This is a genomic window from Bradyrhizobium sp. 215_C5_N1_1 (genome assembly GCF_052075935.1).
Classification (GTDB): Bacteria; Pseudomonadota; Alphaproteobacteria; order Rhizobiales; family Xanthobacteraceae; genus Bradyrhizobium; species Bradyrhizobium barranii.
In genome coordinates this window covers 8,190,424-8,215,093 of the sequence record NZ_CP197228.1, presented here as the reverse complement: position 1 = coordinate 8,215,093, position 24,670 = coordinate 8,190,424, and the positions used below count along the sequence as shown (strand labels likewise).

Annotated in this window: 29 protein-coding genes and 2 pseudogenes; 17 read left to right on the top strand and 14 right to left on the bottom strand. The window is 61.3% G+C overall.

What is annotated here, in order from left to right:
* Positions 1 to 242 precede the first annotated feature (242 nt).
* From AB7G19_RS39450 to AB7G19_RS39440, 3 genes are all read left to right on the top strand, one after another.
* Positions 243 to 1,808 (top strand): winged helix-turn-helix domain-containing protein, encoded by a 1,566-nt coding sequence (locus tag AB7G19_RS39450; RefSeq protein ID WP_439037721.1) that lies wholly within the window; start codon positions 243 to 245, stop codon positions 1,806 to 1,808.
* Positions 1,809 to 3,210: 1,402 nt separating this feature from the next.
* Positions 3,211 to 3,423 (top strand): hypothetical protein, encoded by a 213-nt coding sequence (locus AB7G19_RS39445; RefSeq protein WP_354134743.1) that lies wholly within the window; start codon positions 3,211 to 3,213, stop codon positions 3,421 to 3,423.
* A gap of 39 nt (positions 3,424 to 3,462) precedes the next feature.
* Positions 3,463 to 3,600: a hypothetical protein gene (locus tag AB7G19_RS39440; protein ID WP_354134742.1), complete on the top strand. Its 138-nt coding sequence runs from the start codon at positions 3,463 to 3,465 to the stop codon at positions 3,598 to 3,600.
* A 542-nt stretch (positions 3,601 to 4,142) separates the two neighbouring features.
* On the opposite strand, the gene AB7G19_RS39435 is transcribed toward AB7G19_RS39440, so the two are convergent.
* Together AB7G19_RS39435 and AB7G19_RS39430 are read right to left on the bottom strand one after the other, a co-directional pair.
* Positions 4,143 to 4,520, bottom strand: a complete 378-nt coding sequence (locus AB7G19_RS39435) for an ester cyclase (protein ID WP_439037722.1) — start codon at positions 4,518 to 4,520, stop codon at positions 4,143 to 4,145.
* Between the two features lie 94 nt (positions 4,521 to 4,614).
* Complete coding sequence (locus AB7G19_RS39430) at positions 4,615 to 4,887, bottom strand: hypothetical protein (protein WP_354134740.1); 273 nt, start codon at positions 4,885 to 4,887, stop codon at positions 4,615 to 4,617.
* Between the two features lie 98 nt (positions 4,888 to 4,985).
* Between AB7G19_RS39430 and AB7G19_RS39425 the strand changes: the two genes are divergently transcribed.
* From AB7G19_RS39425 to ligD, 3 genes are all read left to right on the top strand, one after another.
* Complete coding sequence (locus AB7G19_RS39425; RefSeq protein WP_439037723.1) at positions 4,986 to 5,219, top strand: hypothetical protein; 234 nt, start codon at positions 4,986 to 4,988, stop codon at positions 5,217 to 5,219.
* Positions 5,220 to 5,245: 26 nt separating this feature from the next.
* On the top strand, positions 5,246 to 5,446 hold the full coding sequence (locus tag AB7G19_RS39420) for a hypothetical protein (protein ID WP_049831966.1): 201 nt from the start codon (positions 5,246 to 5,248) through the stop codon (positions 5,444 to 5,446).
* Positions 5,447 to 5,685: 239 nt separating this feature from the next.
* Complete coding sequence (gene ligD, locus AB7G19_RS39415; protein ID WP_354134738.1) at positions 5,686 to 6,564, top strand: non-homologous end-joining DNA ligase; 879 nt, start codon at positions 5,686 to 5,688, stop codon at positions 6,562 to 6,564.
* Between the two features lie 1,117 nt (positions 6,565 to 7,681).
* On the opposite strand, the gene AB7G19_RS39410 is transcribed toward ligD, so the two are convergent.
* Together AB7G19_RS39410 and AB7G19_RS39405 are read right to left on the bottom strand one after the other, a co-directional pair.
* Positions 7,682 to 8,155 (bottom strand): ATP-dependent DNA ligase, encoded by a 474-nt coding sequence (locus AB7G19_RS39410; RefSeq protein ID WP_439037724.1) that lies wholly within the window; start codon positions 8,153 to 8,155, stop codon positions 7,682 to 7,684.
* Between the two features lie 71 nt (positions 8,156 to 8,226).
* Entirely contained in the window at positions 8,227 to 8,604 is a 378-nt protein-coding gene (locus AB7G19_RS39405; protein WP_354134736.1) for a hypothetical protein, read from the bottom strand.
* Positions 8,605 to 9,030: 426 nt separating this feature from the next.
* Between AB7G19_RS39405 and AB7G19_RS39400 the strand changes: the two are divergent.
* Positions 9,031 to 9,078, top strand: a pseudogene (locus AB7G19_RS39400) (hypothetical protein); the annotation flags it as partial.
* A gap of 45 nt (positions 9,079 to 9,123) precedes the next feature.
* On the opposite strand, the gene AB7G19_RS39395 reads toward AB7G19_RS39400, so the two are convergent.
* The 4 genes from AB7G19_RS39395 to AB7G19_RS39380 form a co-directional block, all read right to left on the bottom strand.
* Complete coding sequence (locus tag AB7G19_RS39395) at positions 9,124 to 9,273, bottom strand: hypothetical protein (RefSeq protein ID WP_354134735.1); 150 nt, start codon at positions 9,271 to 9,273, stop codon at positions 9,124 to 9,126.
* Positions 9,274 to 10,817: 1,544 nt separating this feature from the next.
* Positions 10,818 to 13,067, bottom strand: a complete 2,250-nt coding sequence (locus tag AB7G19_RS39390) for a LuxR C-terminal-related transcriptional regulator (RefSeq protein WP_439037725.1) — start codon at positions 13,065 to 13,067, stop codon at positions 10,818 to 10,820.
* A gap of 273 nt (positions 13,068 to 13,340) precedes the next feature.
* A complete protein-coding gene (locus AB7G19_RS39385) occupies positions 13,341 to 13,964 on the bottom strand; it encodes a response regulator transcription factor (RefSeq protein ID WP_028153973.1) in 624 nt (207 codons plus the stop codon).
* Positions 13,965 to 14,065: 101 nt separating this feature from the next.
* Entirely contained in the window at positions 14,066 to 14,494 is a 429-nt protein-coding gene (locus AB7G19_RS39380) for a hypothetical protein (RefSeq protein WP_354134733.1), read from the bottom strand.
* A 501-nt stretch (positions 14,495 to 14,995) separates the two neighbouring features.
* On the opposite strand from AB7G19_RS39380, the gene AB7G19_RS39375 reads away from it, so the two are divergent.
* Together AB7G19_RS39375 and AB7G19_RS39370 are read left to right on the top strand one after the other, a co-directional pair.
* Positions 14,996 to 15,343, top strand: coding sequence for a DUF1236 domain-containing protein (locus tag AB7G19_RS39375; RefSeq protein WP_028153974.1), 348 nt, complete (start codon positions 14,996 to 14,998; stop codon positions 15,341 to 15,343).
* A gap of 91 nt (positions 15,344 to 15,434) precedes the next feature.
* Positions 15,435 to 15,854 (top strand): hypothetical protein, encoded by a 420-nt coding sequence (locus AB7G19_RS39370; RefSeq protein WP_354134732.1) that lies wholly within the window; start codon positions 15,435 to 15,437, stop codon positions 15,852 to 15,854.
* Between the two features lie 59 nt (positions 15,855 to 15,913).
* Here AB7G19_RS39370 and AB7G19_RS39365 read toward each other — a convergent pair whose 3' ends face one another.
* On the bottom strand, positions 15,914 to 16,195 hold the full coding sequence (locus tag AB7G19_RS39365; protein WP_439037726.1) for a hypothetical protein: 282 nt from the start codon (positions 16,193 to 16,195) through the stop codon (positions 15,914 to 15,916).
* 386 nt (positions 16,196 to 16,581) lie between these two features.
* Here AB7G19_RS39365 and AB7G19_RS39360 point away from each other — a divergent pair, with 386 nt between their 5' ends.
* The 6 genes from AB7G19_RS39360 to AB7G19_RS39335 all read left to right on the top strand — a co-directional run bounded on the left by AB7G19_RS39360 (position 16,582) and on the right by AB7G19_RS39335 (position 19,364).
* Positions 16,582 to 16,797 (top strand): hypothetical protein, encoded by a 216-nt coding sequence (locus AB7G19_RS39360; RefSeq protein WP_354134731.1) that lies wholly within the window; start codon positions 16,582 to 16,584, stop codon positions 16,795 to 16,797.
* Positions 16,794 to 17,201 carry a hypothetical protein gene (locus AB7G19_RS39355; RefSeq protein WP_354134730.1) on the top strand — a complete coding sequence of 136 codons (408 nt, stop codon included), beginning with the start codon at positions 16,794 to 16,796 and terminating at the stop codon, positions 17,199 to 17,201. The genes AB7G19_RS39360 and AB7G19_RS39355 overlap by 4 nt, the downstream gene beginning before the upstream one ends.
* Before the next feature lie 89 nt (positions 17,202 to 17,290).
* Entirely contained in the window at positions 17,291 to 17,500 is a 210-nt protein-coding gene (locus tag AB7G19_RS39350; RefSeq protein WP_038944827.1) for a hypothetical protein, read from the top strand.
* A 5-nt stretch (positions 17,501 to 17,505) separates the two neighbouring features.
* The gene (locus tag AB7G19_RS39345; protein ID WP_272481429.1) at positions 17,506 to 17,628 is read left to right on the top strand and encodes a hypothetical protein; all 123 of its coding nucleotides are present in this window, start codon (positions 17,506 to 17,508) and stop codon (positions 17,626 to 17,628) included.
* 3 nt (positions 17,629 to 17,631) lie between these two features.
* The gene (locus AB7G19_RS39340; protein ID WP_354114599.1) at positions 17,632 to 18,675 is read left to right on the top strand and encodes a glycosyltransferase family 4 protein; all 1,044 of its coding nucleotides are present in this window, start codon (positions 17,632 to 17,634) and stop codon (positions 18,673 to 18,675) included.
* A 179-nt stretch (positions 18,676 to 18,854) separates the two neighbouring features.
* Positions 18,855 to 19,364 (top strand): PRC-barrel domain-containing protein, encoded by a 510-nt coding sequence (locus AB7G19_RS39335; protein WP_439037727.1) that lies wholly within the window; start codon positions 18,855 to 18,857, stop codon positions 19,362 to 19,364.
* 225 nt (positions 19,365 to 19,589) lie between these two features.
* On the opposite strand, the gene AB7G19_RS39330 is transcribed toward AB7G19_RS39335, so the two are convergent.
* Together AB7G19_RS39330 and AB7G19_RS39325 are read right to left on the bottom strand one after the other, a co-directional pair.
* Positions 19,590 to 19,817 carry a hypothetical protein gene (locus AB7G19_RS39330; RefSeq protein WP_038383553.1) on the bottom strand — a complete coding sequence of 76 codons (228 nt, stop codon included), beginning with the start codon at positions 19,815 to 19,817 and terminating at the stop codon, positions 19,590 to 19,592.
* A 224-nt stretch (positions 19,818 to 20,041) separates the two neighbouring features.
* On the bottom strand, positions 20,042 to 20,515 hold the full coding sequence (locus tag AB7G19_RS39325) for a hypothetical protein (RefSeq protein ID WP_439034355.1): 474 nt from the start codon (positions 20,513 to 20,515) through the stop codon (positions 20,042 to 20,044).
* On the opposite strand from AB7G19_RS39325, the gene AB7G19_RS39320 reads away from it, so the two are divergent.
* Together AB7G19_RS39320 and AB7G19_RS39315 are read left to right on the top strand one after the other, a co-directional pair.
* On the top strand, positions 20,505 to 21,071 hold the full coding sequence (locus AB7G19_RS39320; protein WP_354134728.1) for a DUF1236 domain-containing protein: 567 nt from the start codon (positions 20,505 to 20,507) through the stop codon (positions 21,069 to 21,071). The two genes, AB7G19_RS39325 and AB7G19_RS39320, sit on opposite strands and share 11 nt — an antisense overlap.
* Positions 21,072 to 21,096: 25 nt before the next feature.
* Positions 21,097 to 21,417, top strand: coding sequence for a hypothetical protein (locus tag AB7G19_RS39315; protein ID WP_439037728.1), 321 nt, complete (start codon positions 21,097 to 21,099; stop codon positions 21,415 to 21,417).
* 565 nt (positions 21,418 to 21,982) lie between these two features.
* Here the strand turns inward: AB7G19_RS39315 and AB7G19_RS39310 are convergent.
* The 3 genes and pseudogenes from AB7G19_RS39310 to AB7G19_RS39300 form a co-directional block, all read right to left on the bottom strand.
* Positions 21,983 to 23,398, bottom strand: coding sequence for a TAXI family TRAP transporter solute-binding subunit (locus tag AB7G19_RS39310; RefSeq protein ID WP_441268792.1), 1,416 nt, complete (start codon positions 23,396 to 23,398; stop codon positions 21,983 to 21,985).
* A gap of 122 nt (positions 23,399 to 23,520) precedes the next feature.
* Positions 23,521 to 24,075 (bottom strand): MOSC domain-containing protein, encoded by a 555-nt coding sequence (locus tag AB7G19_RS39305; protein WP_354134726.1) that lies wholly within the window; start codon positions 24,073 to 24,075, stop codon positions 23,521 to 23,523.
* Positions 24,076 to 24,090: 15 nt separating this feature from the next.
* Positions 24,091 to 24,390 (bottom strand): annotated as a pseudogene (locus AB7G19_RS39300) (DNA polymerase/3'-5' exonuclease PolX); the annotation flags it as partial.
* Positions 24,391 to 24,670 lie beyond the last annotated feature (280 nt).

Sequence of the window (24,670 nt, the reverse complement as noted above, 5' to 3'; positions counted from 1 at the left end):
GATCTTCGGTCGCAGCTGCTGAAGGGGATCGGGGGGAGCGCTTGTAGGCACCCATGGGCAGCGATTTAGGAGTCCGCTTCGACATGCTAAGTCCGCTGTTGCCAGATAGCCGACATGTTGTTGCAGAGCGGCGAAGCGACGCAAAGAAGCCAATTACGGACTTCCCTCGGAACCACCGGCGTCTTATTCTTACGCTGCAACCGCCATTAGTAACATCGGCGCGTAGGCAAGGAAACGATAGTTTGCGCTATTTGTTTGAGGATTTCGCTCTCGACACCGACCGACGTGAGTTGCGTCGGGCGGCTAACGTCGTCCAGACAGCGCCGCAGGTGTTTGATCTACTCGACTATTTGATCAGGCACAGAGACCGCGTCGTGAGCAAAGACGATCTCATCAACGCGGTTTGGAATGGACGCATTGTATCAGATGCTGCGCTGACGACCCGCCTGAATGCCGCTCGGACCGCAATCGGTGACGGCGGCGACAGGCAGCGCCTAATCAAGACATTTCCGCGTAAGGGCTTCCGCTTTGTTGGCACAGTGCACGAACTCGAAGGACGCACAATTGCGACGCATAGCGGCGCCGTGACGCCGACCCACGCTTCAGCCCCGCGTCTGTCCATGGTGGTGCTGCCGTTTGCGAATATTGGTGGCGATCCCGAGCAAGACTATTTCGTTGACGGCGTGACCGAGAGCCTGACCACAGACTTGTCGCGCATCAATGGCGCATTCGTGATTGGCCGACACACCGCATTTACGTTCAAAGGCAAAGCGGTTGATCTCAAGCAGATCGGACGCGAGTTAAACGTCCGCTACGTGCTGGAGGGCTCGGTGCAGCGTGGTGGCAACCGGCTTCGCGTGAATGTTCAGCTGATCGACGCCGAGACTGGCAAACACCTGTGGGCCGAACGGTTCGACAAGCCAGTCGCTGATCTATTCGATATGCAGGACGAAATCGTATCGAGGCTCGCTAACACGCTAAATACTCAACTTGTTGAAGCTGAGGCGCGGCGGGCGGAGCGTTCGCTGCATCCCGATGCGATGGATTTGATTTTCCAGGGCATGGCTTGCTTAAACAAGGGAAGGACTTCCGAGTATCTTGCGCAATCGCGCAGCTTTTTTGAACCAGCCTTGGCGCTCGATCCCAAAAATGTCGAAGCGCTGGTCGGATTGGCAGTTGTTGATGCGGCAGCTGTTGGCATGGCTTTGACCGTTGAGCGGGCCGCGCGTCTCGCAGCGGCTGAGACGGCCTTGATCATGGCTCTGTCCTTGGCCCCCCAGCACGCACGCGCCCACTGGCTTCTAGGAAACATCAAAATGTTCACAAACCGCGCGGCCCAAGGCATAGCTGAATGCGAGCAGGCATTGGCGCTGGATCGAAACCTAGCTAATGCGCACGCCTACATCGGTCGCGCCAAGTATCTTCTCGGTCGCGGCGAGGAGACTGAGGCCCATGTCCAAGAGGCACTCCGCCTCAGTCCTCGTGATACGGAGGCTTTTGTTTGGATGATCTTCGCGGGCTTCGCCAAGCTGCAGCTCGGCGCCGAACAGGAGGCGGTCGCACGGTTCCGTCGCTCGGTCGAGATCAACCAAAATCATCCACGCGCGCATATCTATCTTGCCACCGCGCTAGCGCGCCTCGGTCAGCTTGATGAGGCGCGATCCGCGGCCCAAGCAGGGCTTGCGCTCGACCCGACTTTCACCATCTCCCGCTTCCGCGCCAACGTGCCGAGCGACAATCCGACTTACCTCGCTGGACGCGAGCGCTTCTATGAGGGCATGCGCGTGGCCGGGGTGCCAGAGGGGTGATGTCGGATATGGGTCATTCGCGTCGATTTTGGCATGTCCGCAGCAGGTCCGGTTAGAGGGTAATCTCGGAAATTCCGATCGTCCGGTCTGAGAGCTCTTCTCCAACCGGCTGGGCTGTCTCGGTTCGCTCGTGGTTTCAGCCATCGTCACCGTCGCGCTACTTTTCCTGTTCGGAGCGCTAAGATTTTAAGGCCAGGCCGCTAAACCAAATGGGCGAGGGCGTGCTGTTGAAGAGAAGCCGCGTTGGCGCGCTCGGTTAGGCTTCTCCCGGCCCGGTGAAGATCGAGGTCGGTGGGATGCGCGGCACCGGCAGGGGGCGCTCGGCGCGCTGCGAGGCCTGGCCCGCGCGGCCCCCTTTCGCATCGTAACTCTCGGCGAGCTTCAGCAGGCGTCGCCTGGTAAAGGGGTCCGCTCTGTCTGCGAGGTCGCGCACGCGCTGTGCAAACCTTTAAAGAATTCCTGCTCCATATCACGCGCTTGGCGCTGCCGCTTTTCGGGCAATTCGGCACCGGCGCGAGGCCGCCGTCAAGGCTCGATTATAGTTTCGCATCTTATGCTGATTCTCCTTGAGACAGGCAGCCCCGCGGGCCTAACCTTTGATCGAGCGACCGTGCCGCCGAGCCGGACAAAAGCGTCAGAAAGGGCACGGTCCAGGCCGCCGAGACATGGCCGAGCAACACCATTCCAAGAACGGCCTGCGTGAACATCACGTAGACCTCCACCATGCGCCGGCCGAAGGCCGCCGCCGCATGGTGGCGCCGCCCGGGCGGAGCGGATCGTCGTTCTCGCCGTCGAGGCGCCGCAGCGCCGAGAGGATGTCGGCGAGCCTGATGGCGTGTCCCCTGTCGGGGATCTCGCGCAGCGCGGGACGGATTCGACGGCGTACATGTCGGACGCCCAGGACGACAGGATGACGCGTTTTTCCGAAGCCGAGAGGGTCTCGTTGTTCAGCACGTCGTCCGGAGACGCATAGTGCGCGGCGGGATGGAAGAGGGGATTGAGATCGCCGGAATTCGTTCTGACATTGGTCATCGTCGGCCTCCCTTCACTCCTTTCAATGGGCAGGTGTGATGGACGGCGGGCGCGAACCCTCCGTCGCCCTACAAGAAGCGCAGGACGGCTGTCCGAACCCGCCGGCCGGCGCACGAGCCGGACCCTTGAAGGCGTCTTGCACCGCTCTCGCGGCGAAAAATGAATTAGAAAAACGACAAGAGGTTTCAAGAGGACCGTCGGAAATTTTTTCGGGCCAACGTGATTTGGTCAACCCGGTGGCACAAGAATTCGCACGCTGCACCACTGCCATCTTGACAGCGGTTTCGCGCCGAATATTTTTGCGACGGGGAATTCGTTTTCCCGTTTCTCGCAGCTGAAAAGGACAAGAAGACCGTCAGGAGTGGCGACGATGCTCGATGAAGATTTTGCCCGTAGCCGTGCGCACCGCAACAACATCCACCGCTATCGCAGCCTGCTGAAGACCCGTCTCTCGGACCTCGAACGCCAGTTCATCGAACGGCGCCTCTCCGAGGAGACCGCATCGCTCGAGGCGCTGACTTCCGAAACCTTCCCCATCGCATTTGTCCTGCCTGAAAGGCCGAGCGCGGGGGTGGCGTCATGACCGATGTCAGGGACCTGCTGATCCGCGGCAGCGAGGAAGGTGATCGACCACTATCGACTGCTGCTGGCGAGCGCGAAGACAGAGCGGGAGCGCCAGCTCTACCTGAGCCGGATCGAGCGCGAGGAACGGCTTCTCGACCAGCTCCAGGGTGGGTTGCCGAACAGGGTGGCGGCGTGACTTCTCCGGACGGCGAGGATGGATTTGCGGGGTTCGACGTCGTGCTGAAGCGTCGCGGGCGGAGCCGATGGAAGTGGGCCGTCTGCACCGCCGCGGGCGAAGTCGTCATGTCCGGCTCGGAGTCCAGTCGCGCGGGCGCTAGGTACAAGGCCGAGCGCGCTCTCTTTCTCCTACTTTGCGCAAGCGCGTTCGTCAACGACGGGAAGAAGCCTGAAGAAGCGGCCGAGCTCGCCGGATATCACCCAAGTCGGTTTATAAGACAATGCGACTGCCAGCGGTCGCGGCTGCGATCTCGGAATCGATACAGCTTGACCTTGCGGTCGTAGGTGCCCCGCTTGCTTATCGAGTTGCGAAGTCGCTCCTCCAAGACACAAGCATTCGCGCCCGCGTCCGAGCCGATCTGTCGATCAAAGTTCTAGATCGGGCAGGGCACATCGCTCCAACTCGCAAGGATACGTCGTCACAACAGAAGGCGCTTTCTGAGATGTCGCGGGATGAGCTCGCCGCCTTCATTTGAGCTCCAACCATTTGACCCCAACCGTCTATAGTTGCGCCTCCAAGGCTGCCTTATCGATGACCGATCGAACGCGTATTATCTTGCAGCTATCGAATTCGTAGAAAACGTTCTCGTGAAAGGAAACTCGCCTGCTGTTTACTGGCAAGCCGAGAAAGACGCCTGTTGGAGAGCAATCGAACCGTAGCCGGCTTCCCAGGTGGGGATACTCACTAATCATTATTTCCACGTTGAAGCGAAGGTCGGGAATTGCCGCGTAATCCTGCTCCAGCATTTCTCGATACCCGGACAGGCCAAGGGGATTGTTGTTATGGACGACCTCGTCGGCGACGAACTTGCCCAAGCGTGACCAAGCTTGCTCATTCAGGCAGTCGATATAGTCGCGATAAATCTGCTTTAGATCCATTACTGAATAACCTTGGCGACCAGACCGTAGACGACGGCCGCGCCGTCTTGTAGGGAGCGACGCGGCCGAGAAGTAAACCTTACGAGAACCGAGCTTACTTCATGCTGCCTGGCGCCACCTTCGTGCCGCCCTGGTCGCTACCGGGGCCGGAGCCGCCTTGGCCGGACGCGTCGGGTTTCACCATTCTGCCTTTGGCCATGCCGTCCTTGCTCATGCCGGTGGTGCCCTTGGTCATCGAACCCTTCTCCGTGTTGTGCATGCCAGGCTTCTGCATGTTGCCGGACTGCGGAGCGGGGCCGGAAGTCTGAGCGAAGGCGGAGCCGCAGATGAGACCGAGGACGGCGGCAGCGATAATGATCTTCTCCATCGAATGCTCCTGTGTACGGGCCAACGAGAGCGCTGAAATCATGTTCCTATTGACTCGATGTTCCCGCTCTATTCTTGTGGACATTTCACAGGATGCCCATGCCTGACCTCAACTACATCCGCTTTGAGATCGAGCGCATGCGCGTGCAAGTAGGTCGCCAGCGCAAAGAGATCCTCCAGTTACGGCGTGCCGGGGTAGGGACCACCTCGGCGGAAGCTCTGCTAAGCCGAATGCAGGCCAAGGTCGATGGCCTTTGTTTGCAGCGGGATGAGATGAAGAAAACGCAGCCGCAGGAAACCCGTACGCGCGTTCTAGGAGGGCGGAAGTGGTAGTTGAACGACCGAAGTATTTCTCCGACATGCAGGATGTTCCGGAATTCCTGAAGTCACTCGACCAGACGCGGAGGCTGTCGACCCGTGAAGGTTGGTGTAGGGCGCACATCGAGGCCATCCAGGTTGCGATTGACCAGTATGCGGAAGCCGCTTTCGGCAACCGGGAGTTCTTCCTCAACAAGCCGCACAGCATCGGCCCGAGCCGAAGCAGGAGCGACATTCCTTAGCGCCGTTCTCTTTTATCACATCCCGTTCGCGCGCTGTTCGAGAACCGTTCTCAAAAATACAACCTGCAAAGGCGCTCGCGGTTGTGGGGGGCGTTGGGCTGTATTCACGGATGGAACCCATCTCCGGCCTCGAAGTTGGAGACTCGTTGAGTAAGGTAGGTAGACTGCCCGCCGCCGGCCCCAATACCGGCGGCGGTTTTTTGTGAGTAGCGTGAGTGACAAGGCGTACGAGACGCGCGATGCCGGGCTTCATCAAGCCCCAGCTTGCCACCCTCAAGATGAAAGCCCCTGCGGGCGAGGACTGGATTCACGAGATCAAGTACGACGGCTACCGCATCCAGCTTCACCTCGACGGTGACACCCACAAGGCCTTCACCCGCAACGGCCACGATTGGATTAAGCGCTTCTCCGTCATTGTCGGTGCCTTCGACCTTCCATACCAGGCCATCATCGACGGAGAGGTTGTGGTCATCCATGAAGGCCGTACCAACTTCTCCGAGCTACAGGCTGAACTCGCAGGCGGGCGGCAGGATCGTTTGCTGTACTACGCCTTCGACTTGCTATGGCTCGACGGCAAAGATTTAAGGAAAACGTCTCAGCTTGCCCGCAAGGAGTTGTTGAAGGAGCTGTTTGATACCCACGGCGTCGAAGCGCCCGCGCACTACAGCGACCACCTGATTGGCGACGGCCAAGAGATGTTCGAGCACGCGGCTCTGCTCAAATACGAGGGCATCATCTCGAAGCGCGTCGAAGCGCCGTACCGCTCCGACCGCAACGAAGGCTGGCTGAAAGTCAAAGCCGTCCAGCACGGCAAATTTCCTGTCGTCGGCTTCGTCAAAGACCCCTCAGGTGTCGCTGCCTTGTACCTCGGAAAGAAGGAGGGCAAAGAGCTGGTCTACATGGGCAAGGTCGGGACGGGGTGGTCTCGTACCGTCTCCAGCGAGATCCGCAAGAAGCTCGACACCGTCGTGAGCCCCAAGGCTAAGCTGACCAAACCGATCAGGAAGCCCAAGGCTACATGGGTCGAGCCGACGTTTTACGCCGATATCGAATTTCGAGACATCACCTCAGAAGGTCTATTGAGGGCGAGCTCGTTTAAGGGGTTGTCTCGGAAATAGGAGTGGCGAAAGCGCTACCCGCCAATTTGTTCGGTTGCTCGATCTTCAGCGGGTCACCGATCGGACGTGGGGCGGTCAATGGTGATCCCCCAGTCAGCTCGACGTCGCCAAGCAGACCGCGCGGCACTGTCGGCATGGTTCGAGCAGCGGAAGCGGTACCTCCGTTTCTGGGGGAAGACGAGATGGGGATCAGGGCCAGGACATCTGTTGGGATGCCAACTCAAAGGCCCGCTGGTTCACTGGCGGGCCTACCACCAATAAGCAACCCCTGCCGGTTTACGACAGGGGCTGCCGCGGATGGATGGCCTGAGGCTAGCGCCGGGGCGTCTAGGTGTCACGCCAAGGACCCGCTGAAAGTCAACGCCGCTCGGCGCCGCGCACAAATAAGCGACTTCTTAGGTCGCGTCGGGTTCGATCACGTGTACCAGGGCGGAATACACGTTTTGGTTTTAACAATTGTTCTGCAGTACGCATTGCGACCACCAGTCACGCTAGCGGTTCGCCAGCTTGACCGATCGAAAAGCGATCGCGCAAGCCGTGGTCCCCCGACACACGGGCTTTCTAACTCAACGATGCTGCGATATTTTAAAAGCCACGCCTCGGAGCGCAAACCGTAACCTGCCGAAATCTGCAGACCTATTGGCCGCCAAGGACGAGCTTCTTGCTGGTCGACGGATTGTCATTGGTGCTTCGGCTGGACCGCGCCTTAGCGGTAAGAAAGGCATCGTTCTTGGTCAGGGAGCGACGGCTACTCAGGTCAAGGTGCTCTTAGACGGTGCCAAGGGCTACGTGATTCTCCATGCGCGATACGTTGATCTATTCGAGGATCGATCCGCTACCGAGGGGGTCTAGAATGACCGAAATGAAGGCGCGGTACGTTGTTTGGTATGAGCGACCGGTAACCGGCCGGTTCACCGTACTGGATCTTTCACTAGATGTGCCTGCGATCGGAAAAGGCGGGAAGCCTCTGTCTGGCTTGTCGCACTCCACTGCTGAAGCAGAGTCCGATAGACTGAACGCTGCCCGCAGCCGACCGAGGGGCCCAGAAAGGGGATGGACGGAAAGGGGCAATTGAACCGCCGGGCCCCGATTGGGCAGGAGGCGCGCGACCGAACGCTCAGAATTCTCGCGTCATTGCCGGATGGGTCCGGTTCTTCACCTTGATCCAGTCTTTCGAGCGGCCGGCGCCATAACGCCGGTCGCGGCGTTTCGAGACCAGGCCCTCGAGGCCCATGCGGTAGGCGGCGGCGAATAGATCCGGACCGATCTCGGCAGCCTCGAACGGCGCGACGAATATGCCATCAGGCCGGCCGCGCAGCAGCCGCGCCAAATTGGTCTTGCGCATCGTCAATGGCAGCTGGCGCAGGTCCTCGCCGCCAAGCGCGAGGATGTCGAACGCATAGAGCTGAACCTCGTGATCATGCTTGCGCAAGTGCAGGGCATTGAAGTCCGAGGCGCCATCGACGCCGAGCACCACAGCCTCGCCGTCGATGGCGAACTGCTGCTCGCGGTTCTTCAGCGCGGCCTCGACGATCCAGGGGTATCGCTTGGTCCACGTGCGACCCGCCGTCTCGTCAGACTCACATTGCACCTCTAGTACAATGACCCAGGGGCACCCCTTATTATCGGCGCGAGGTGCGGTCCTTGCGGCAGTTGTTTGAGTCAATGCTGCCGGAAATGTATTCGACGTTGCTGGAGCAATGCCGCAAACGATCCGGGGCGCGGGGTGGCTGTGAGGTCAGTCGAAACCGATCGACACAGCCTGTGAGCCCGACTGCGCCAAGCGTCCCGTTCCTTCCTCACGTCTGACAATTCGTTGCGGAGCAGCTTGATAATTTGGCGCCGGGTGTCGATCTGCGCCTGTAGCAGAGCCATTTCTGCCCGTTCCCAGCCCGCAGCGTCTTGCCCCACTGACTCGCCGGAGGCATGTCCCTCGGCCGCTCCAAAGGCGTACACGCGGTGCAGCAGCAACTCGGCGGTGTCGATCTGGCCGATGTTCAAATTGCGGGATACCGGGGCAGCTTTCTTCAGCCTCAACATGGTGGACCTCGTTTTAGGTCACCCCCTTTGCAACCTCCCAGATCCGGCTTAACCATTCGTTAACCCTGGACCAGTGGCAGCGGCGCATCTTTGATCCTTAGGTCAATGTATCGTCTGGTGTGCGCCGACCGTTCCGACAAGAGACGTGCGCGTGGTTTCGCCGGCGAGATTTCTACGTGATGCCTCGATAGCGCGGCCAGGCCGCCCATCGCTCATGCATCGGCGATCTCGTCGGGCGAATTGATCTGCAATCGCGCGAGCAGCCTGGGCTTCCTGCTGTGAGACTTGCTTGGCGGTGCCGCCGAGCCTCCTCGCAATCTCCTTGTCACCAGATGTCAGCCTGAAGTCTCGCACGTTCGGTAGCCGCGCGACGGCCCCAATCCTCAGTCTCCCTTCCTCGTCGGCTATTTTGCGACCGCGCTTGTCATCGGCGCCTACGTCCCTCAGATCTGGCGCCTCTTGAGTGAGCAATGCTCCGCCGGAATCAGTGTGCGCGCGTACGCTCTATGGAAGTTGTCGTCAGCGCTCTTTCTCGGTCATTCGATCACCATAGGCGATGTGGTGCTCATGATGACACAGCTCGTGAACATAGTCGCGCTCGGGGTTATCCTGGTGCTTGCGCGGGGTTTCCGCAACCACATCTGCGCCGCACATGCGCGCCAGCTTCACGTCATACGAGAGTAGTTCTGGGCAACGCACAACGTCGCGACACTGGCTTCCAGCGCACCAAGCGGCCGAGCCGCAAGCTGGATAGGGTGACTAGCGCTTAGTCGAGAAAATCACCGATTGGTCATCGAATTCACTAGTCGGGAGCTGGCCTGCAGCCGCTGTTAGCTCTCCGATCAACATCGAGTTCGTCGCCACTACAGCTCGGTGGGAAGAGGGCCTGACTATCGCTGCGGTCGTGGCGGCAGCAAGGAGAACAACAGCTACCAATCCAGTGATCGTACGATGCTCGGTCATAGGAAATCTCCGTTCCCCACCCGACGGACGTAGGTCACGAGAGTCCTGCAAAGGTTCAACAACGCCGGACGGATCACGAGTTTTATAAGCGTCAGCGTGTTTGACTAGGGCAAGGCGCGGTACATGAATGGTGATCGAGCGGTTCGCACGACGGCGCGTTTGCCATTACCGGCCGACCGCGAACGGCTCGTCGAGGAGTGTTGGGCTTATTGCCCCATTGATCAGCGAAAGGGAGGATACCATGGTCCGTGACCTTTTGCTCCTCGTCGCCGTTTCGATTGTTATCTGGAGCGTCTTTGGAAATTCGCCACAGGACCCCGGCACCCGCGAGGTGAAACATCACTCTCCTTGAATGCCGCTCCGGATTTGCAGCGGACGTCTGAGTTCAGTCCGTATGTGAGGACAGAGCGCTGATAGTTCTGTCGCCCTGTGCCCAAGTCAGCACTCGCAGGCCAGTCTTGTATCTCCTACGCGCACTCTCGTGAGCCCGGCACGTTCTGCACAGGGTCAGCGGAGGATGGCTGTTGGGGTAGCTCCGGACCTCTCCCGCGGAGTAGCGGCACTTGTCGCTGTCGCAATTGGGGTTGTTGTTTGGATTATTCACATGGGCCCCGGTCAGGTCGCGATCTGCCTAAAGTGAACGAAGATTGTGACGAGTGCATGCATGGGAAAGACCTCACCGCGCCGAAAAGGCGGCTCCAGCGGTAGGGTCGCGAGCATGCTGGAGCCGCGCAGTTCACGATGTGCAAAGCGCTCCGGGACGAATTGGATCGGCGCGAAGCGTGATTCAAATGCTGTCGAGCGCCAGCGTTCCTATTGAAGACGTGTTGGGCGGGCTACCCCAAAATTTAATGTGGCAAGGTATCATTTGAGAGCGCGCGGACGCACCGAAAGCAGAGGGTGGTGCCAGTGCGCGTGACAAGCCGCGCGCTCGCGGCCCCGGCGTCCCGGCTCCTGTCCCAGGCCTCCCGGACGATTGGGGCCGTCGCGGCCGCGTCAGCGATCGAGCAGTGCGAGGACCATCAATGCCGGTGCAATCATCCCCAGCAGGATAATTAGCACGATGAACATTCGCTCGTTCACGGCGGCCTCCACCGGGCTAGAGACCTGAGGCGGGACGTCTAGGGTACTCCGACACAACACACAGGCGAAGAAAACGGCCCCGGCTGCAGGGGTTCAAGGGGGTAGACCAGGGCAGCCGGTTACGCAATACACAAAAAGCGCGGCCCGGCCATTCGATCAGTAAATTGCTACACAATCAAATCGTGAGTCGCATGGAGATCGGCGTGCCATGAGTGATCGTGGTGCGCATCTGAAATATCAATCCCGTCAGCATCCTGGACTGGCTCCGGCCCCTCGTGCGCAACAGCATGCTGACCATCTCCATAGGCTTTTCCATTTCCGTGGCTCAGCTGCTGAAGGTCATACATGCCTGAAGACGTATTGTCGGCGCCACTCTTAAAATGAAAGGAATCGCCAAGGTCGGTGCCAACCGCTGATTTGGCCTGATCTGCGTTGTCGGAAGAAGGCCCGCCCTTTCCTTCAGTCTTAATCTTCAATGCCGAATGTGCGTCGTTGGCAGAATTTACGGACGCCATTGGTATATCCTGCTCCGGTTTGCCAGTATCTAGATCAGCTGCCTGTGGATGCTGCGCGTGTTGCTTGCCGGCCGCGGAACCGTCTCCAAAAGTCTGCAAATCGCCGTGCGCTTGTCCGCGATTCGAATCTTCTCCCAGGGTCTCATGCTTGGCATGCCCCTTGGCGGCCATGGAGCCGTTGTCGGACTCATGCAGTGCCTTCTGCGATTGACCGTGATTTGAACTGTCTCCCGGGGCCTCATGCTTGGCATGCCCCTTGGCGGCCACGGAGCCGTTGTCGGACTCTTGGGGTGACTTCTCAGATTGACCATGATTTGAACCGTGTTCCGAGGCCTCATGCTTGGCGTGCCCCTTGGCAACTCCGGAGCCGTTGTCGGACTCATGCAAGGCTTTCTGCGATTGACCGTGATTTAAACCGTCTCCCGCGGCCTCATCCTTGGCGTGCCCCTTGGCAGCGCCGGAGCTGTGGTCGAACTTATGTAGCGTCTTCTGCGATTGACCGTGATTTAAATCGTCTCCCGGGGCCTCCCGCTTAGCGGCTTCGGAGCTGTTGTCGGAAGCGCGCAAATCGGATTGCGATCGACCCTGATTTGACCCGTTATCCCGGCCTGTCTGCGTTGGGTCACGCTGCGCGGCTTCGTTCGCGGCCGCCGCAACAACATCAACGGTCCCGGAGCCTGGGGGAATAAGAGTTTCTCGGTCACTGCCGCCATCCTCCGCATGGGCATTGCCGACATAAAGCTCGCTACCGTCTGTGGCGATTGTATCGCCTTGGGCGAACTTGAATGCGAACGCCCCATCGTACACGGCTGTGCCGCCGAAATTCGCGAAGCCGGGAAGTACGGATGCCGGTCCGTTGGCGTCGCTTGCGGTAGATGAAGTGACGATGTCATCGCTGAAATCGAACGCTTGCACGGCGTGGTTGGCACCATCGAGCTCGTAGATCAAGGCGGCGAAAGCTGCAACCATGAAGATGCTGTAGCTGCTCGAACCCGGCCTCGGCGCGTTCAGTGCTGCCTGCACAAATTGGCTCGCGGCAATCTCGGCCACAGGGTCGACGAGTTTGCCGGTCGGCGATGACGTCCCGGTTGCGGCGCCGGCGCGGTCCTTACTCGCGCCTCTGGCCGGGGTGCCACCTGATACTGCTTCCTTGCGGCTGATTTTAATGGTGACGACTTCCGCGCAGCCGTTCGCGGCCATGACCGTGAAACTTTCGGTTGCGGCGTGACCGGGCGAATCGTCCAACGCTGCCAGGATCGCAGCTGCCAGGATACTCATCGCGCCATAACGGCGCGACAGTGCCAGCGCGGCGAGCTCCGTCCGGCTGTGGATTCCGAGCTTCTGTCGCGCGTGGTCGATGTGAATCCTGACGATCTCCAGAGAGACACCGAGGACCCGAGCAATTTCACTGTCCGACAAACCTTCGGCGACGAGATCCATGATCGTCCGCTCGTTGACGGTCAAAACCGCCAGAACGTTATTGCCGAACGATGCGATTCCATTAGCTTCGTGACCGACCCTCGCCAGGTCTGACCCTGGTTTTTCCAGCCTCAGGGACTGGACCAGCGCTTCTGGTTGGGCGTTCATCGAAATCGCGCCGCAAGCACCGGTCGCCAGTGCCCTGGCAAGATCGCCGCAGGCGACAGTAGCAGTGAAGAACACCAGCCGGGAGGAAAGGGCTTCGTCATCCACGACGGCGAGAATGTCGGAGGCGGTTACATCGGTGAATCCGTCCTCCAGTAACACCACATCGGGCGTCAAACGGCGAATGGCCGCAAGGCAACTAGCTCCATCAAGACAGCACGCAACCACTTCGAAATCGGGCTGCGCTCCGAGCAGCGATGCAAAACCCTGCAGAACAATGGGACGTCGATCTGCTATCACAAGTCGAACGCGACGCATGGGCTTCCTTCGCTCGGCCTCGCAACACAACATGAGAAGCGGCGGTGTAACTCCGCTCGGTCGATTGCGTTCCAAATTGTCATAATGAATTCGTGCGGATGCTTCTGACGATGAGTCAATTAGTTCGTCGGGATAGCTCCATATGGCTCGCCCCCTTACGTCGCGCGCACGTCAGAGGTCGTGCCGCTCCAAGTGCGCACGGTGAGCAGGACTCTCTCCGATGTCGCTATTGCGCGAAAATTGCAGAAAAACAGGATCCCAGTCGACGACCCTTCACCGGCGCAAATCGATCTCGACTGCAATCCGGACGAGGTCGGAGTGATTTTTAGCGCCGAGCTTGGACTTCAGCATGGAGGTCGTGTTGGCAACGGTTTTATAGGAGATGCCGAGTTCGGACGCGACTTCTGAGATGCGGTCGCCACGACCCAAAAGCCTCAGGATCTCTAGTTCGCGTGGGCTCATCTGCGTCAAAGGGCTGGCCTTGATCGCCGCGCCCGCGAAGGTTGTCGCTTCCGTCAGACGCGGTGAGACGAAGCGCTCCCCGGCTGCAACCTTCCGGATGGCCTTGGCCAGGAGCCGAGGATCATCGCTCTTCGAGACATATCCCTGAATGCCCATCTCCACAGCGCGCACCACGAACGCCGGATCCTCACTCACGCTGAGCATGACTATTTTGGCGGCCGGATCATCCCTGCGGATTCGCCGGGTCAATTCGAAGCCGGTAAGATCGGGGAGGCTCACGTCAACCACGGTGACGTCGGGATGCTTCTGCAAGTACGCACGGTGGCCGTCCTTTGCATCGGAAGCCTCCAGGATCTCGACGGAAGGGTCCGACGTGAACAAAGCCCGGCAGCCGGTCACGACAACGGGATGGTCGTCGACGATCAATACCCTCATGTTGATCTGGTCCTCATTAGCACGCTGTCGCTTCCTCCAGTTGTGAAGAACGTCGCGAGCACTGTAATGGTTCAAATATCTGAGCGGGACGTCGGGCGAACCTACCGAAGGAGCACGAATTGCAGAAGATCTGGAATGTTCTTCTTTCGGCAGAGCCTGCTGTTTCCGATCACTTTGATGATCCTGAGCGCCCAGGAATCGGGGCACGCACGCGCCGTCGCGAGAGCCGTAAATGGAGCCCTTGAAGCTTCGCGCAATCCGGAGCAGACGCTGGACGCCTTTGGCAACCGGCTCGGGAAGCGAAACTCGAGGGCGACAATCTGCTGATCGAGATCGCGGATGATGTGCGCAAGACCCCCGGTATGAAATTCTGCCGCGGGTTGACCGGCATGTCCGAGCCTGTTCGGGCGCTCGACGGCAAGCTCCAATTTGCACGCGAAGACGAGCGCACCATCGTGCGCTGCACTCTGCCGATCGGTCACAAAGCAGACGTTCGCGGGACCTAAACGGGAGCAGAACCGGCGGTTCATACACCATTCAAGTCTCGGGGCCTAACGAGACCTGCCACCGGGGACAACTGTGAGGTGGACCATGTCGGGCTGGACTGCCGCGAGCGCCGCTTGGAGGACTTGCTGTCGCTCTATGCAGATCAGGCTACGCTTGATTGCTGCAGCGGAGAACGGTTCGTCGGCAGGCCGGCCTGCTTTGCTATTGGCCGGCCAAGCTACGTGGCGCAATTGAGGCCGCATTCGAACTGGACGAAGTCCATCGGGAGCCGGAATGCGTTCGGCTCGACTACCGAGATTATAACGGCAGCGCTGTGAGTACGAAATTCTGGTTCGACGCCGAAGGCAGTATCACCAGAACGCTTTGCGTACCTCTCCCCGGTGCGAGATCGAGGGCGGCCTAGCGATAGGGGACGAAGACAAGCGCACGATCGGGAAAAAGCGGCAATATTCTATCCTTGCTCAGGAACTTCAGCGCCGTGGTGAGGTTTTCGCTGCGTCGCATCTAGCGGCAAGGAGAACATGATGAAAAAATTGTTGCTGATGTCTGCGGCTGCCGCGCTGATCTCGACGGGCGCGATGGCACAGTCCACGGTCGTCACCACCACCACCGGCGCCGGCCACGCCGCCGCGGTGCAGATCGAGCCGGAATACCGCACTAAGATCCGGACCTACGTGACCGAACACAAGGTCCGTCCGGTGGAGACCCGCGAGAAGATCGTGATCGGCCAGCCGGTGCCGCGCGAGGTCGAGCTCGAGGCCGTCCCCGCCGACTGGGGTCCCTCGCTCACCAAGTATCGTTACGTCTACTCGGGCGAACGCGTGATGCTAGTCGATCCATCGACGCGCACGGTCGTCCAGGAGATCGACTGAGTCCTTCGAGGCGGGTCGCCCAAAAGGCGGCCCGCCTCGACGTCAATCCGGCCCCGCCGATACCCCATTCCTTCCTTGCGAGCGGCCGTCCATGCCCATCGGTCGATACTTCGTCTTTGTCGGCGCGCTGCTGCTGGCGCTGCTCTTCGCCGCCGACCGCTATCTGCCGGCTCCCGTCGAGCACGCGGCGGCGGCCGATCCTGACAGGACCATCATCCGGATAGCCTCGGCAAGAAGCCTTCCGGAGAAGATCATCTTTGACACGCGTCCGCGCACGGATGTTCCGATGATCGCGCAGGTCCATCCGGCCCGTGAAGAACCGTATCCGGTGCGCGAAGCCATGGCCTCCATGCCTGCAGCACCTACCGTCGAGATCAAGAAAGACCCGCCAACACGCCTCTCCGCAGCGTCCCGCCCGCATCCGAAGCGCTCGGCAAAGCCGTCGAAGAGAGCGGCCGAGCGGCAGCTTGCCTTCGATCGACACGACTCATTCACCGGTGGATGGTGGTGAGCCGGAAGGAAAAGGCCGCGCCTTGCAGAGCGCGGCCTCCATCGCGTCCGATCGACCGGTCACCAGTGGTGGTGGCGATGCCAGCGATGACGTACGACCGGATAGGAGCCGCGATAATAGGCGTAGGCGGGACGAACGACCCGGCGATAGCGATAGCCGTAGGAGACGGGCGCCGTGTAGTAGGTGGTGGTGTAGCCGCCGCCCCAGCGATAAGGCTCGCCATAGCCATAGTCGTAGGTGTGTGGGCCGCCGTAATAGCCCGCGCCGTAGTAGCCGGGGCTGCCGTAATAGTCGTAGCCGGGTCCCCGGCCGTACGCCGAGGACGCAATCCCGCCGATCACGGCACCCGCAACCAGGCCGCCGGCGATACCCGGCCCCCAGCCGCCCCAACTGTCGTGGCCACCGACGCCAGACCGAGGGCGCCGACCGTCAGCGCCGACATTGCAATATTCTTCATCGGAACTCCTTTTAGATTGCGGATGCCCCGCCGATAACGGGAAAAATAGGCAATGGTTGCTGACCCGGCGACGAGGGCAATCGGAGCACCGCGCCGGGACAGCGTCGCTCGAAGCACCAAGCCTGGAGCAGCAACGGTCATTGCAGCCGAGTCAGGACCGGAATGCTGCGGCGCGAGAGAGGGACTACCGACGTGGCGAGGTTAACAATGTTGAATTCGCCGACGGACTTTTCTGCGCTAGGCTTCGCTCTCGCCTTTCTCGGGGGTCCGATGTTCGATCCGGCCACGACCGCGCTTCTGCGCGCCGTCCTCGACGATGTCTGCGCAGACATCTCGCGCTTCGAAACCGGCGCTCGCGCGCACGTCGCTTCCAGGATTCTGCAAGCCGTCGCCGAGGGCAACGTCGCGCTGGAAAACCTGAAGAAGGTCGGTCGCGAGACTTCGCGACGCGCCGACGATGTGGCGCTGATCAGGGGCGGGGCGTGAACTTCCAGGTCACGGTTCTCAAGATCCTGGTGAGCTATCCCGACGGCTTCGCCGTCATGGCGGACCTCAAGCGCGACATGGCCATCCTGGCCACCAGCGGGCGCGACTGGACCGAACGGACCAAGCGCCTCGCCGCACGCGTCCCCGATCTCGACATTTTCTCGCAGGCGCTGGTCGAGCGCCTGAACGGCGGATGGCGGATCACCGAGAACGGCCGGACGGTCCTCGACTTCATGGAAGCCAGGTCTTCCGAGCCGCAAGTGGAACGGGCCGACGCTCCCGTCGAGCGCCTCGCGGCCGTAGAGCCCGCGCCGCGACTTCTCGCCTCCATAAGGGCTGCCCGAAGCCGGCGCCTGCAGCGCCGCCGGGCGGCGCGCGAACGAGCACGGGCGAAGGCGTCCTGATACGTCCTTCGCCCACGATCGGGAAAAACCGGAAACTTTCGCAAGCGCGCCGAGTTGGCACCGACTGGTTGCGGCCCCGGAGCGCGTAGATGGTCGACGATGTCGTGTTGAAGATGGCCGCGGAGACCGCATGGACGGTGTACCGATTGAGGCGCCCCGATATCAATTCGCGAGATGACCGACGCTGTCTGCTGCAGCGTCACCTGCAGAGGAGATGGGAAGAGCGGCGGAGCGATTCCGAAGAGCTCGCAAGCTTGGGGATAGCCTATCTCGACCGGCTTCCCGACGAAGAATGCTGAGGGACATGAAGATGTTCGTCGCGCGGGTGGCCTGCGGAAGCACACAGCCCGGTTGGACGCTGCTCGCGATTTCCTTCCTGCTTTCGGCCGTTGTGGTGGTGATCATGCGCTTCGTTCTGGGAGCCTAGCCGATGCGGATCGCACAGCTTGCCCCCTTGGCCGAGAGCGTCCCACCGAGACTTTACGGTGGGACGGAGCGCGTGATTGCTTGGCTGGTGGATGAGCTCGTCGAGCTCGGACACGACGTCACCTTGTTCGCAAGCGGCGATTCGAGGACGAAGGCAAAGCTCTACCCAGTGTGGCCACGTGCTCTGCGATTGGGACGGATGGGCGTGGATCCCAACGCCGCCTGTGCGATGCTGGTCGAAGCTATCGCTGAACACGCTGCCGGCTTCGACCTGATCCACTCTCACGTCGACTGGCTGCCCCTTCCCGTGCTGAGCCGGACGGATGTCCCGTATCTCACGACGATGCATGGCCGCCTCGACCTTCCCGGGCTCCCCGACGTCATCGGAGCCTTTCCGAAAGCGCCTTTCGTCTCGATCTCCGACAACCAGCGCCGGCCGCTTCTGGAGGCGAACTGGATCGCTACGATCCAGCACGGTCTGCCGAAGGATCTCTTTCGGCCGTCCTATGAGCCTGGTTCGTACCTGGCCTTTCTTGGGCGGCTGACGGTCGACAAGGGCCCCGAAGACGCGATGCGCATCGCACGTGCTGCCGGGATGCCGCTGCGGATCGCCGCCAAGATACCGCGCGCGGAGACGGCTTACTTCAAGAAGAAGCTCGAACCGAACATCGACGGCGAGAAAATCGAGCTCGTCGGCGAAGTCGACGAGGCGCGGAAGCAACCGTTTCTCGCCGGCGCCGCGGCCCTGCTGTTTCCGATCGACTGGCCCGAGCCGTTCGGCCTAGTCATGATCGAGGCGATGGCCTGCGGGACGCCCGTCATCGCTTACCGCTCCGGCTCGGTGCCGGAAGTGGTGGAGGACGGCGTCACCGGCTTCGTCGTCGAGAACGCCGCGAAGGCGATCGAGGCTGTGAACGATCTCGGCCGTCTCGACAGAAGAGCCGTCCGCGCCCGGTTCGAGGAGCGCTTCGTCGCGAGCCGGATGGCGCGGGAGTACGAAAGCCGGTATCGCGAGTTGATCGCGCGCGTGACGCCGTCTCGAAGGTAGGCGCCCTCCGATGAGGAGGGCGGGCTCCGCAGGCTCCAAAGACGTCTTCTGAATTCGCTCGTCGCGAATCCTTCACTGAACTCCCAGAGTCGAGCGCTGCATCGGGAACAAGCGGAACCTCCTCGCGTTGTGGAGCGCGGCATCCGACCGGACGCCGACGTCGCTGGAGGAGATAGAAGATGAAAAGCGTTCTTGCCGTCGCCCTGCTTGGCGATGCCGTGATCGGCGGCGCTGCGTTCGCGCAATCCACGCAGCCGGCCGATCGCGCCGCTACCGCGACCACGGGCCAGCCGGCTCATGCGCAGATGGCTCTCAAGGGAAGCTGGCGCGCCTCGAAGCTGATGGGTCTGAACGTCTACAACGAGGCCAACGAGAAGCTAGGCGACATCAACGAACTGCTGGTCGACAAGAGCGGCAAGATCGAAGCCGTGGTGATCGGCGTCGGCGGCTTCCTGGGAATGGGCGAGCACGATATTGCGGTCTCCATGGACAAGTTGAAGTTCGTCGAGGAGCCGGTCCGGACCACCTCCAGCGGCAACTCGACTGCGCGTGACACGACCACCGGCGCCGCTTCCACGAACACCACCCATCGCAACACGAACGATTGGGTGCCTGACCACGCTGTCATGAATGGCAACAAGGAGCAGTTGAAGGCGCTGCCGCAGTTCAAATACTCAGACTACAATTAGGCAAGCAAACGCTCGCGGAACAGGGGCCCCACGGGCCCCTTTTTTGCGCATCCGCAACCACGGAAATCCAAAGAAAACGGCCCGCCCGGGTTCGCCGGACGGGCCGCTTTAGCGTCAATTCGCTCAGTGCATGTCAACCAGGAAACGCCACACGATCAATACGGGCGTGCGCTCCTCCAAACCTGTTCCGAACGATTACATCGGGGCAACGACGCCTGGTGTTTATTACTGTTCAGTGCAGACCTTCGTGGTCTTCACGGCGGACTCGGCTTCGGTCTTGGTCTTGTACACACCGTCTCCCACGACGGTGGTGGTCGTGGTCGTCGGCTTGGTGTCGACGACGGTGCACTTCTTGGTGGTCGCGTCGCGGACGATGTAGAACTCTGCGGCGCTGGCTGCCTGTGTGCCGAGGGCGAAAGCGGCAAGAGCGCCGCATACGATCAGCTTCTTCATGATGTCCTCCTCCAATGGCGTTAAGTAGTCACTGCCAACAACACGCCCAGTTAGAAGTTCCACTTATTCCCGAAAGATGATGGACGGCGTGCTATCGGCGCGGTCGCAGCGTGGCCATATTCGCAGTGAAACTCGAGATGGGAGCAGAGACCAATTACCGAATTATCCCGATTTGGAACTCGCCATGCCACCGCGTGTTATCGGGCGACCAAATTGGGAGGTTTTCAGATGAACAAACGTTTATTCTTAGCCACGACCGCCGCAGTCGCGATCGCAACGTCGGCTTTCGCGCAGTCGTCGCCCAGCACTTCGAGCTCGAATCCGCCAACGACGCAGCGGCAGGACTCCACATCCACGACGACGCCGTCATCATCGTCCACGACCCCGTCGTCCAGCTCGTCCGGGCAGACCACGAATCCTTCGACGAATTCCAGCACCGGCACCAACGCCACGGAGGCGCCGACCTCGCGCCAGGCCCAGACCAACCAGCCCGCGACGCCTTCGAACCAGGCGCAGACCAACCCTCCGTCGAACACGAACACCCAGTCGCAGAGCACCAATCCGCCCGCCTCGGGCACCAACCAGGCGCAGTCGCCGACGGGCAGCGGTTCAACCAACACGGCGCAGCAGCCAAACGACCGGCAGAACACGGCGGATCGCTCTTCGAACACCAACGTGAACGCGTCGGTGAACGTCAACGATCAACAGCGGACCCGCATCAGCGCGTCGATCTCGCGCCTGAACGTGCAGCCCCTCGCCAACGTGAACTTCTCGCTCTCGGTCGGCACCGTCGTGCCGCGCGACGTCCGTCTGCAGTCGCTGCCGACGGAGGTGGTCGAGATTGTGCCGCAGTATCGGGGCTACGACTTCGTCCTGGTGAAGGACGAGATCGTCATCGTAGAACCGTCCAGCTCCAAGATCGTGGCGGTCATGCCGTATTCGGGTCGCTCCACGGCTGCCGCCCCGGCACGCACCGAGCAGCGCAAGGTCACCTTCAGCGATCGCGACCGTGAGGTGATCCGCAAGCAGGCCAAGGCGCGCCAAGTCGAGCGCGAGCGCCGCACGACCGGCAGCACCGTCCGCACCGAGATCCGGACCGGCGAGCGTGTGCCCGAAGGCGTGGAGATCGAAGCGTTTTCGGAAGAAGTCTATCGGGATGCTCCGACCTTGCGCGAGTACCGATACATCAACCGGGACAGCCGCACCTATATCGTCGAACCTCATGAGCGTCGCATCATCGAAGAGATCGACTGATCTCGCCACGGAAAGGAGAACATCCATGAAGACTATCGTACTGGGACTGTTCGCCGCCTCCCTTCTGGGATCGGCTGCGATCGCCGCTCCGCTCAATCCGACCGCCCCAGGCCCGACCGGGCTTTCCTCTGGAACGAAGCAGGTCCGGCTCGTCTGCAACGAGTACGGGCGTTGTTTCCGGACCCGCGGTCCGCGCTACGTTCAGCGCTACTACGGCGACGACGACGCCTACGTCGCGCGCCGCAGCTACGGCTACTACGGCGGACCTGGTTACTACGACCGCGGCTACGGCTACTACGGCGGCGGGCCGAGCATCGGGTTCAGCTTCGGTACCCGGAGCTGGTGAGTAAGACAAGGGCCGCTCTCCGAGCGGCCCTTTCGCTGGTAATCTACGGTGAAAAGATGTCCGCTCTTGCGAAGCTGATAGTACAAAAAGAGCAATTGCTGGCGCGGCTCGAAGCCGATCCCCCCCGAACGAGCGCGCCGAAATCCAGGCACTGCTCACCGCTTTCAAGCTGCTGGAGCCACAGGGCGCTCCTCTGACGAGCGGCGAATAGCGAGACTCACTCAGCATTTGAGGCGATGACGATGATGCGATTAGTTGCCAACTTGACGGCGGGCTGTCTAGCCGTCGCCTATATCAATGGCGCCGAGGCCCGCTCCTCGTTCGGCAGAGGCCGCCGAGATTCAGCGCATTTCGGGCGGAGAAATGCTGGAAGTTGCGAAGACACTCGACCGGCTGTGGGAGGGCGGGCTCATCGAGCGGGAAACGCTGGACATAGGCATCGGCGCGCGGCGCAAAGATGGAGGAGCACAATTGCGACGCATCAGGTATAGGCGCAAAATGTCGAAGCCATAACGATTTCGTTTCAGCACCGGGATCTGTCGCGCGACGTGCCGTCGGCGGCCTGTCATCGGCGAGAGCCCAGGGTGGGTGCACCGGTAGGCGCCCGCGCCGGGTCCATCAGGCCAGCCTGCAATTCCGCGCGCCTCTCCGCCACAGCATGATCGAAAAGTTCGAGGGCCAGGGCAAAGGCAGCCAGGTCCTCTTGTTCGATGGCCCCCTCGTCGAAACAAGTGAGGGCTTCCTTGATGATGGCATCGACCTCGCGTTGAGTCGCCGCGAACTCGCTATCGGATTGGACGGCGCGAATCTCGGAAGCCGCGGCAAGGATCCGGTTGCGATGGACGGTGTTTTCGTCCCGTTCGTCCCGGTTGAGATAACGACGCAGCCATGCAGCGGCCGAACCAATGCCGGACAGCAGCAACAAGGCGAACCAAATGTAGTCGCTGTACTTGTCCAGGAATGTCCGTTCCGTGCCGTTGATGACGGCGGCGGCGCCGCGGTGCACGGACGGCTCGGCCTCCTTCTCGGTCTCCGGCTTGGTGATATGGGCGGCGCCGGCGGCATGCTGGGTGATGGTATCCCGGACCGCGAAAAGCTGCCGATAGAAGGCCGCCGCCTTGGCTTCGGAAAGCCCTTTTCTGGCCAGAATCAAGTGGCTGACAGCGATCGTATCGACCTTTTCCTCGGGCCATGCCGGTTTCGCGTTGAAGACGCTGGGCGGAATCTCCTCGGCCTCATAGCGCGAGTGCTTCAACGCGATGGCCTCAGATGCGTCGATCGGGAGGAACTTCGGCGTGCCGCGCGTGCGGGCTGTCGCCGCGATCGCGTCGGCTGTGATCTTGCTGTCGAGCGGCCCCACGGCCAGGTACGCTTCGATCGTGCGATCTTGCGCGAGTTTTTCGATCTCGTCCGTGCTGAACTGCGCCACGCCGACCTTGTCCGGCTCCACGCCGGACCCATCGAGGATAACCCGCAGGACCGACGCGTTTGCTGCGGTCCTGCCTATGACGCCGACCTTGCGTCCGGCGAGGTCAGCTATTTCAGCGATCTTTGTAGCGTTCTTCTTTTTCGCGACCTTGCCGCCTGGTCCGGAAAATGACCACAGGACGACGTAGTTCTTGCGCAGCACGGCGAGCGTCTGTGCGTCCGAAGGCATGCTCAGATCAGCGCGGCCGACCGCGAGCTCGGCCTTGCCATTGCCGAGCAGGGCGAGCGATTCGGCCGCGCCAGCGGTCGTTACCGGGGACAGCATCACGGTACGGCTTTCGTCGGCGAACGCCTCGGCCATGGCCTCTACCACCGCGTGGTCTTCGCTGCCGGTCGGTCCCACGGCGACCCGAAGCGTCGTGGGCTGCAGGACGTAATAGAGAGCTCCGCCAGCGGCCAGAAAGACCGCGAATCCAACGGCCAGGACCAGCAACAACGAGCGGGCCTTTCGCCGCTGAATATCTTGCCTGTTGCTGCCACTGGAGGAGGACATTTGCTCTCCGATGGTCCGCTTTCTGCACGTCCCGCGTCCCAGCTCTCTATCGGGAACTTGCGGATCTCCGAGCCGTTCCCGAACCGGCGCACTTCTTGGATGTATGGACAAGGGCGTCCACCCTAGAGGGCCGGTAGATCACGAAAGACAGAAGGAAGCCGAATTCGCGCGCTATCGCCAGCCGCGACCCTTCCCCCGACCCTTACCACGCCCAGCACCCCGCATTTGAACCGAGGGCCCGGTTTTGCCGACGAGAGCACATGCCGCCTCAGACCGGTCCGGAAGCGGTCGATGAGGACACACGGCGTCCGGAGGCCGGTCAGCTCCACGATCGCAGCGGGTCCAAGCTCGATGAGCGTCCCGAGCGGCATCCGCTCGAGGTCCAGGCCGGCAGTGGTGATGTTCTCGTCCAGGTCTCCCGCTCCGACCTTGAAGCCCGCATCCGAGAGGGAGGCGAAGAGTTCGGACGGGATCAGGTGAACCTGCCGGAGATTGGCTAGGCGGGGCTGGCGGCGGGCGAGATAGCGGTGCCGGACAAACGGGCCGGCGTGGGCGTCGCCTTCGACACCATGGCCTTCCACCAGCACGATCCGGTCCTGCGGCGGTTTGCTGAAGTGGTGACCGCGATCGGCGGCGACCGCGACCACGGTGCCCTCCAGGGAGAGCGCCTGCGGCATCAGGCCGCCCGGGCGCGAGCGCCGCTTCTGACGCAGGTAGCGCGTGATCTGCGGAAGGGCCATCGCGTTCAGGACCCGGTCGGCAGGGACACCGCCCTTCCGGGCCATCTCGACGCCCCAGTGCATGTGGTCGAGCTCGGGGATCGAGTGCGCGTCCGGATTGATGCTCAGCATGCAGCCGAAGTCGAGGGCGGCCTGGTGCCAGCGCCAATCCAAGTCGAGGCGCCACGGGTGGGCATCGATCTCGACCACGACGTCGTGCTTGGCGCAGGCGTGCAGCACCTTCTCGACATCGATTTCGTAGCCTGGACGCCGCGCAGCGGGAGCACGACGGGCCGTCGGAAAGCCTGGAAGCGGAGCGGCGCGACATCGACAAGCGGATCGAGGCCGAGGATCGGCGATGGGAAAGCGAGAGGGAGAAGCTGAAGGACGCCTTGCGCCGCGCGCGGGAATAGGCGGCAAGACCGGATTAACCGTCCCGAGTCCTTGGGCAACAAAATTTGCGTGACACCCTTGAAACTTTTTTCGGCCTTCCAAATTTCTTCGGCGTCGCCACTCCGGCGATCGGGACGCCGTCAGGGTCCCGCCACTCGAG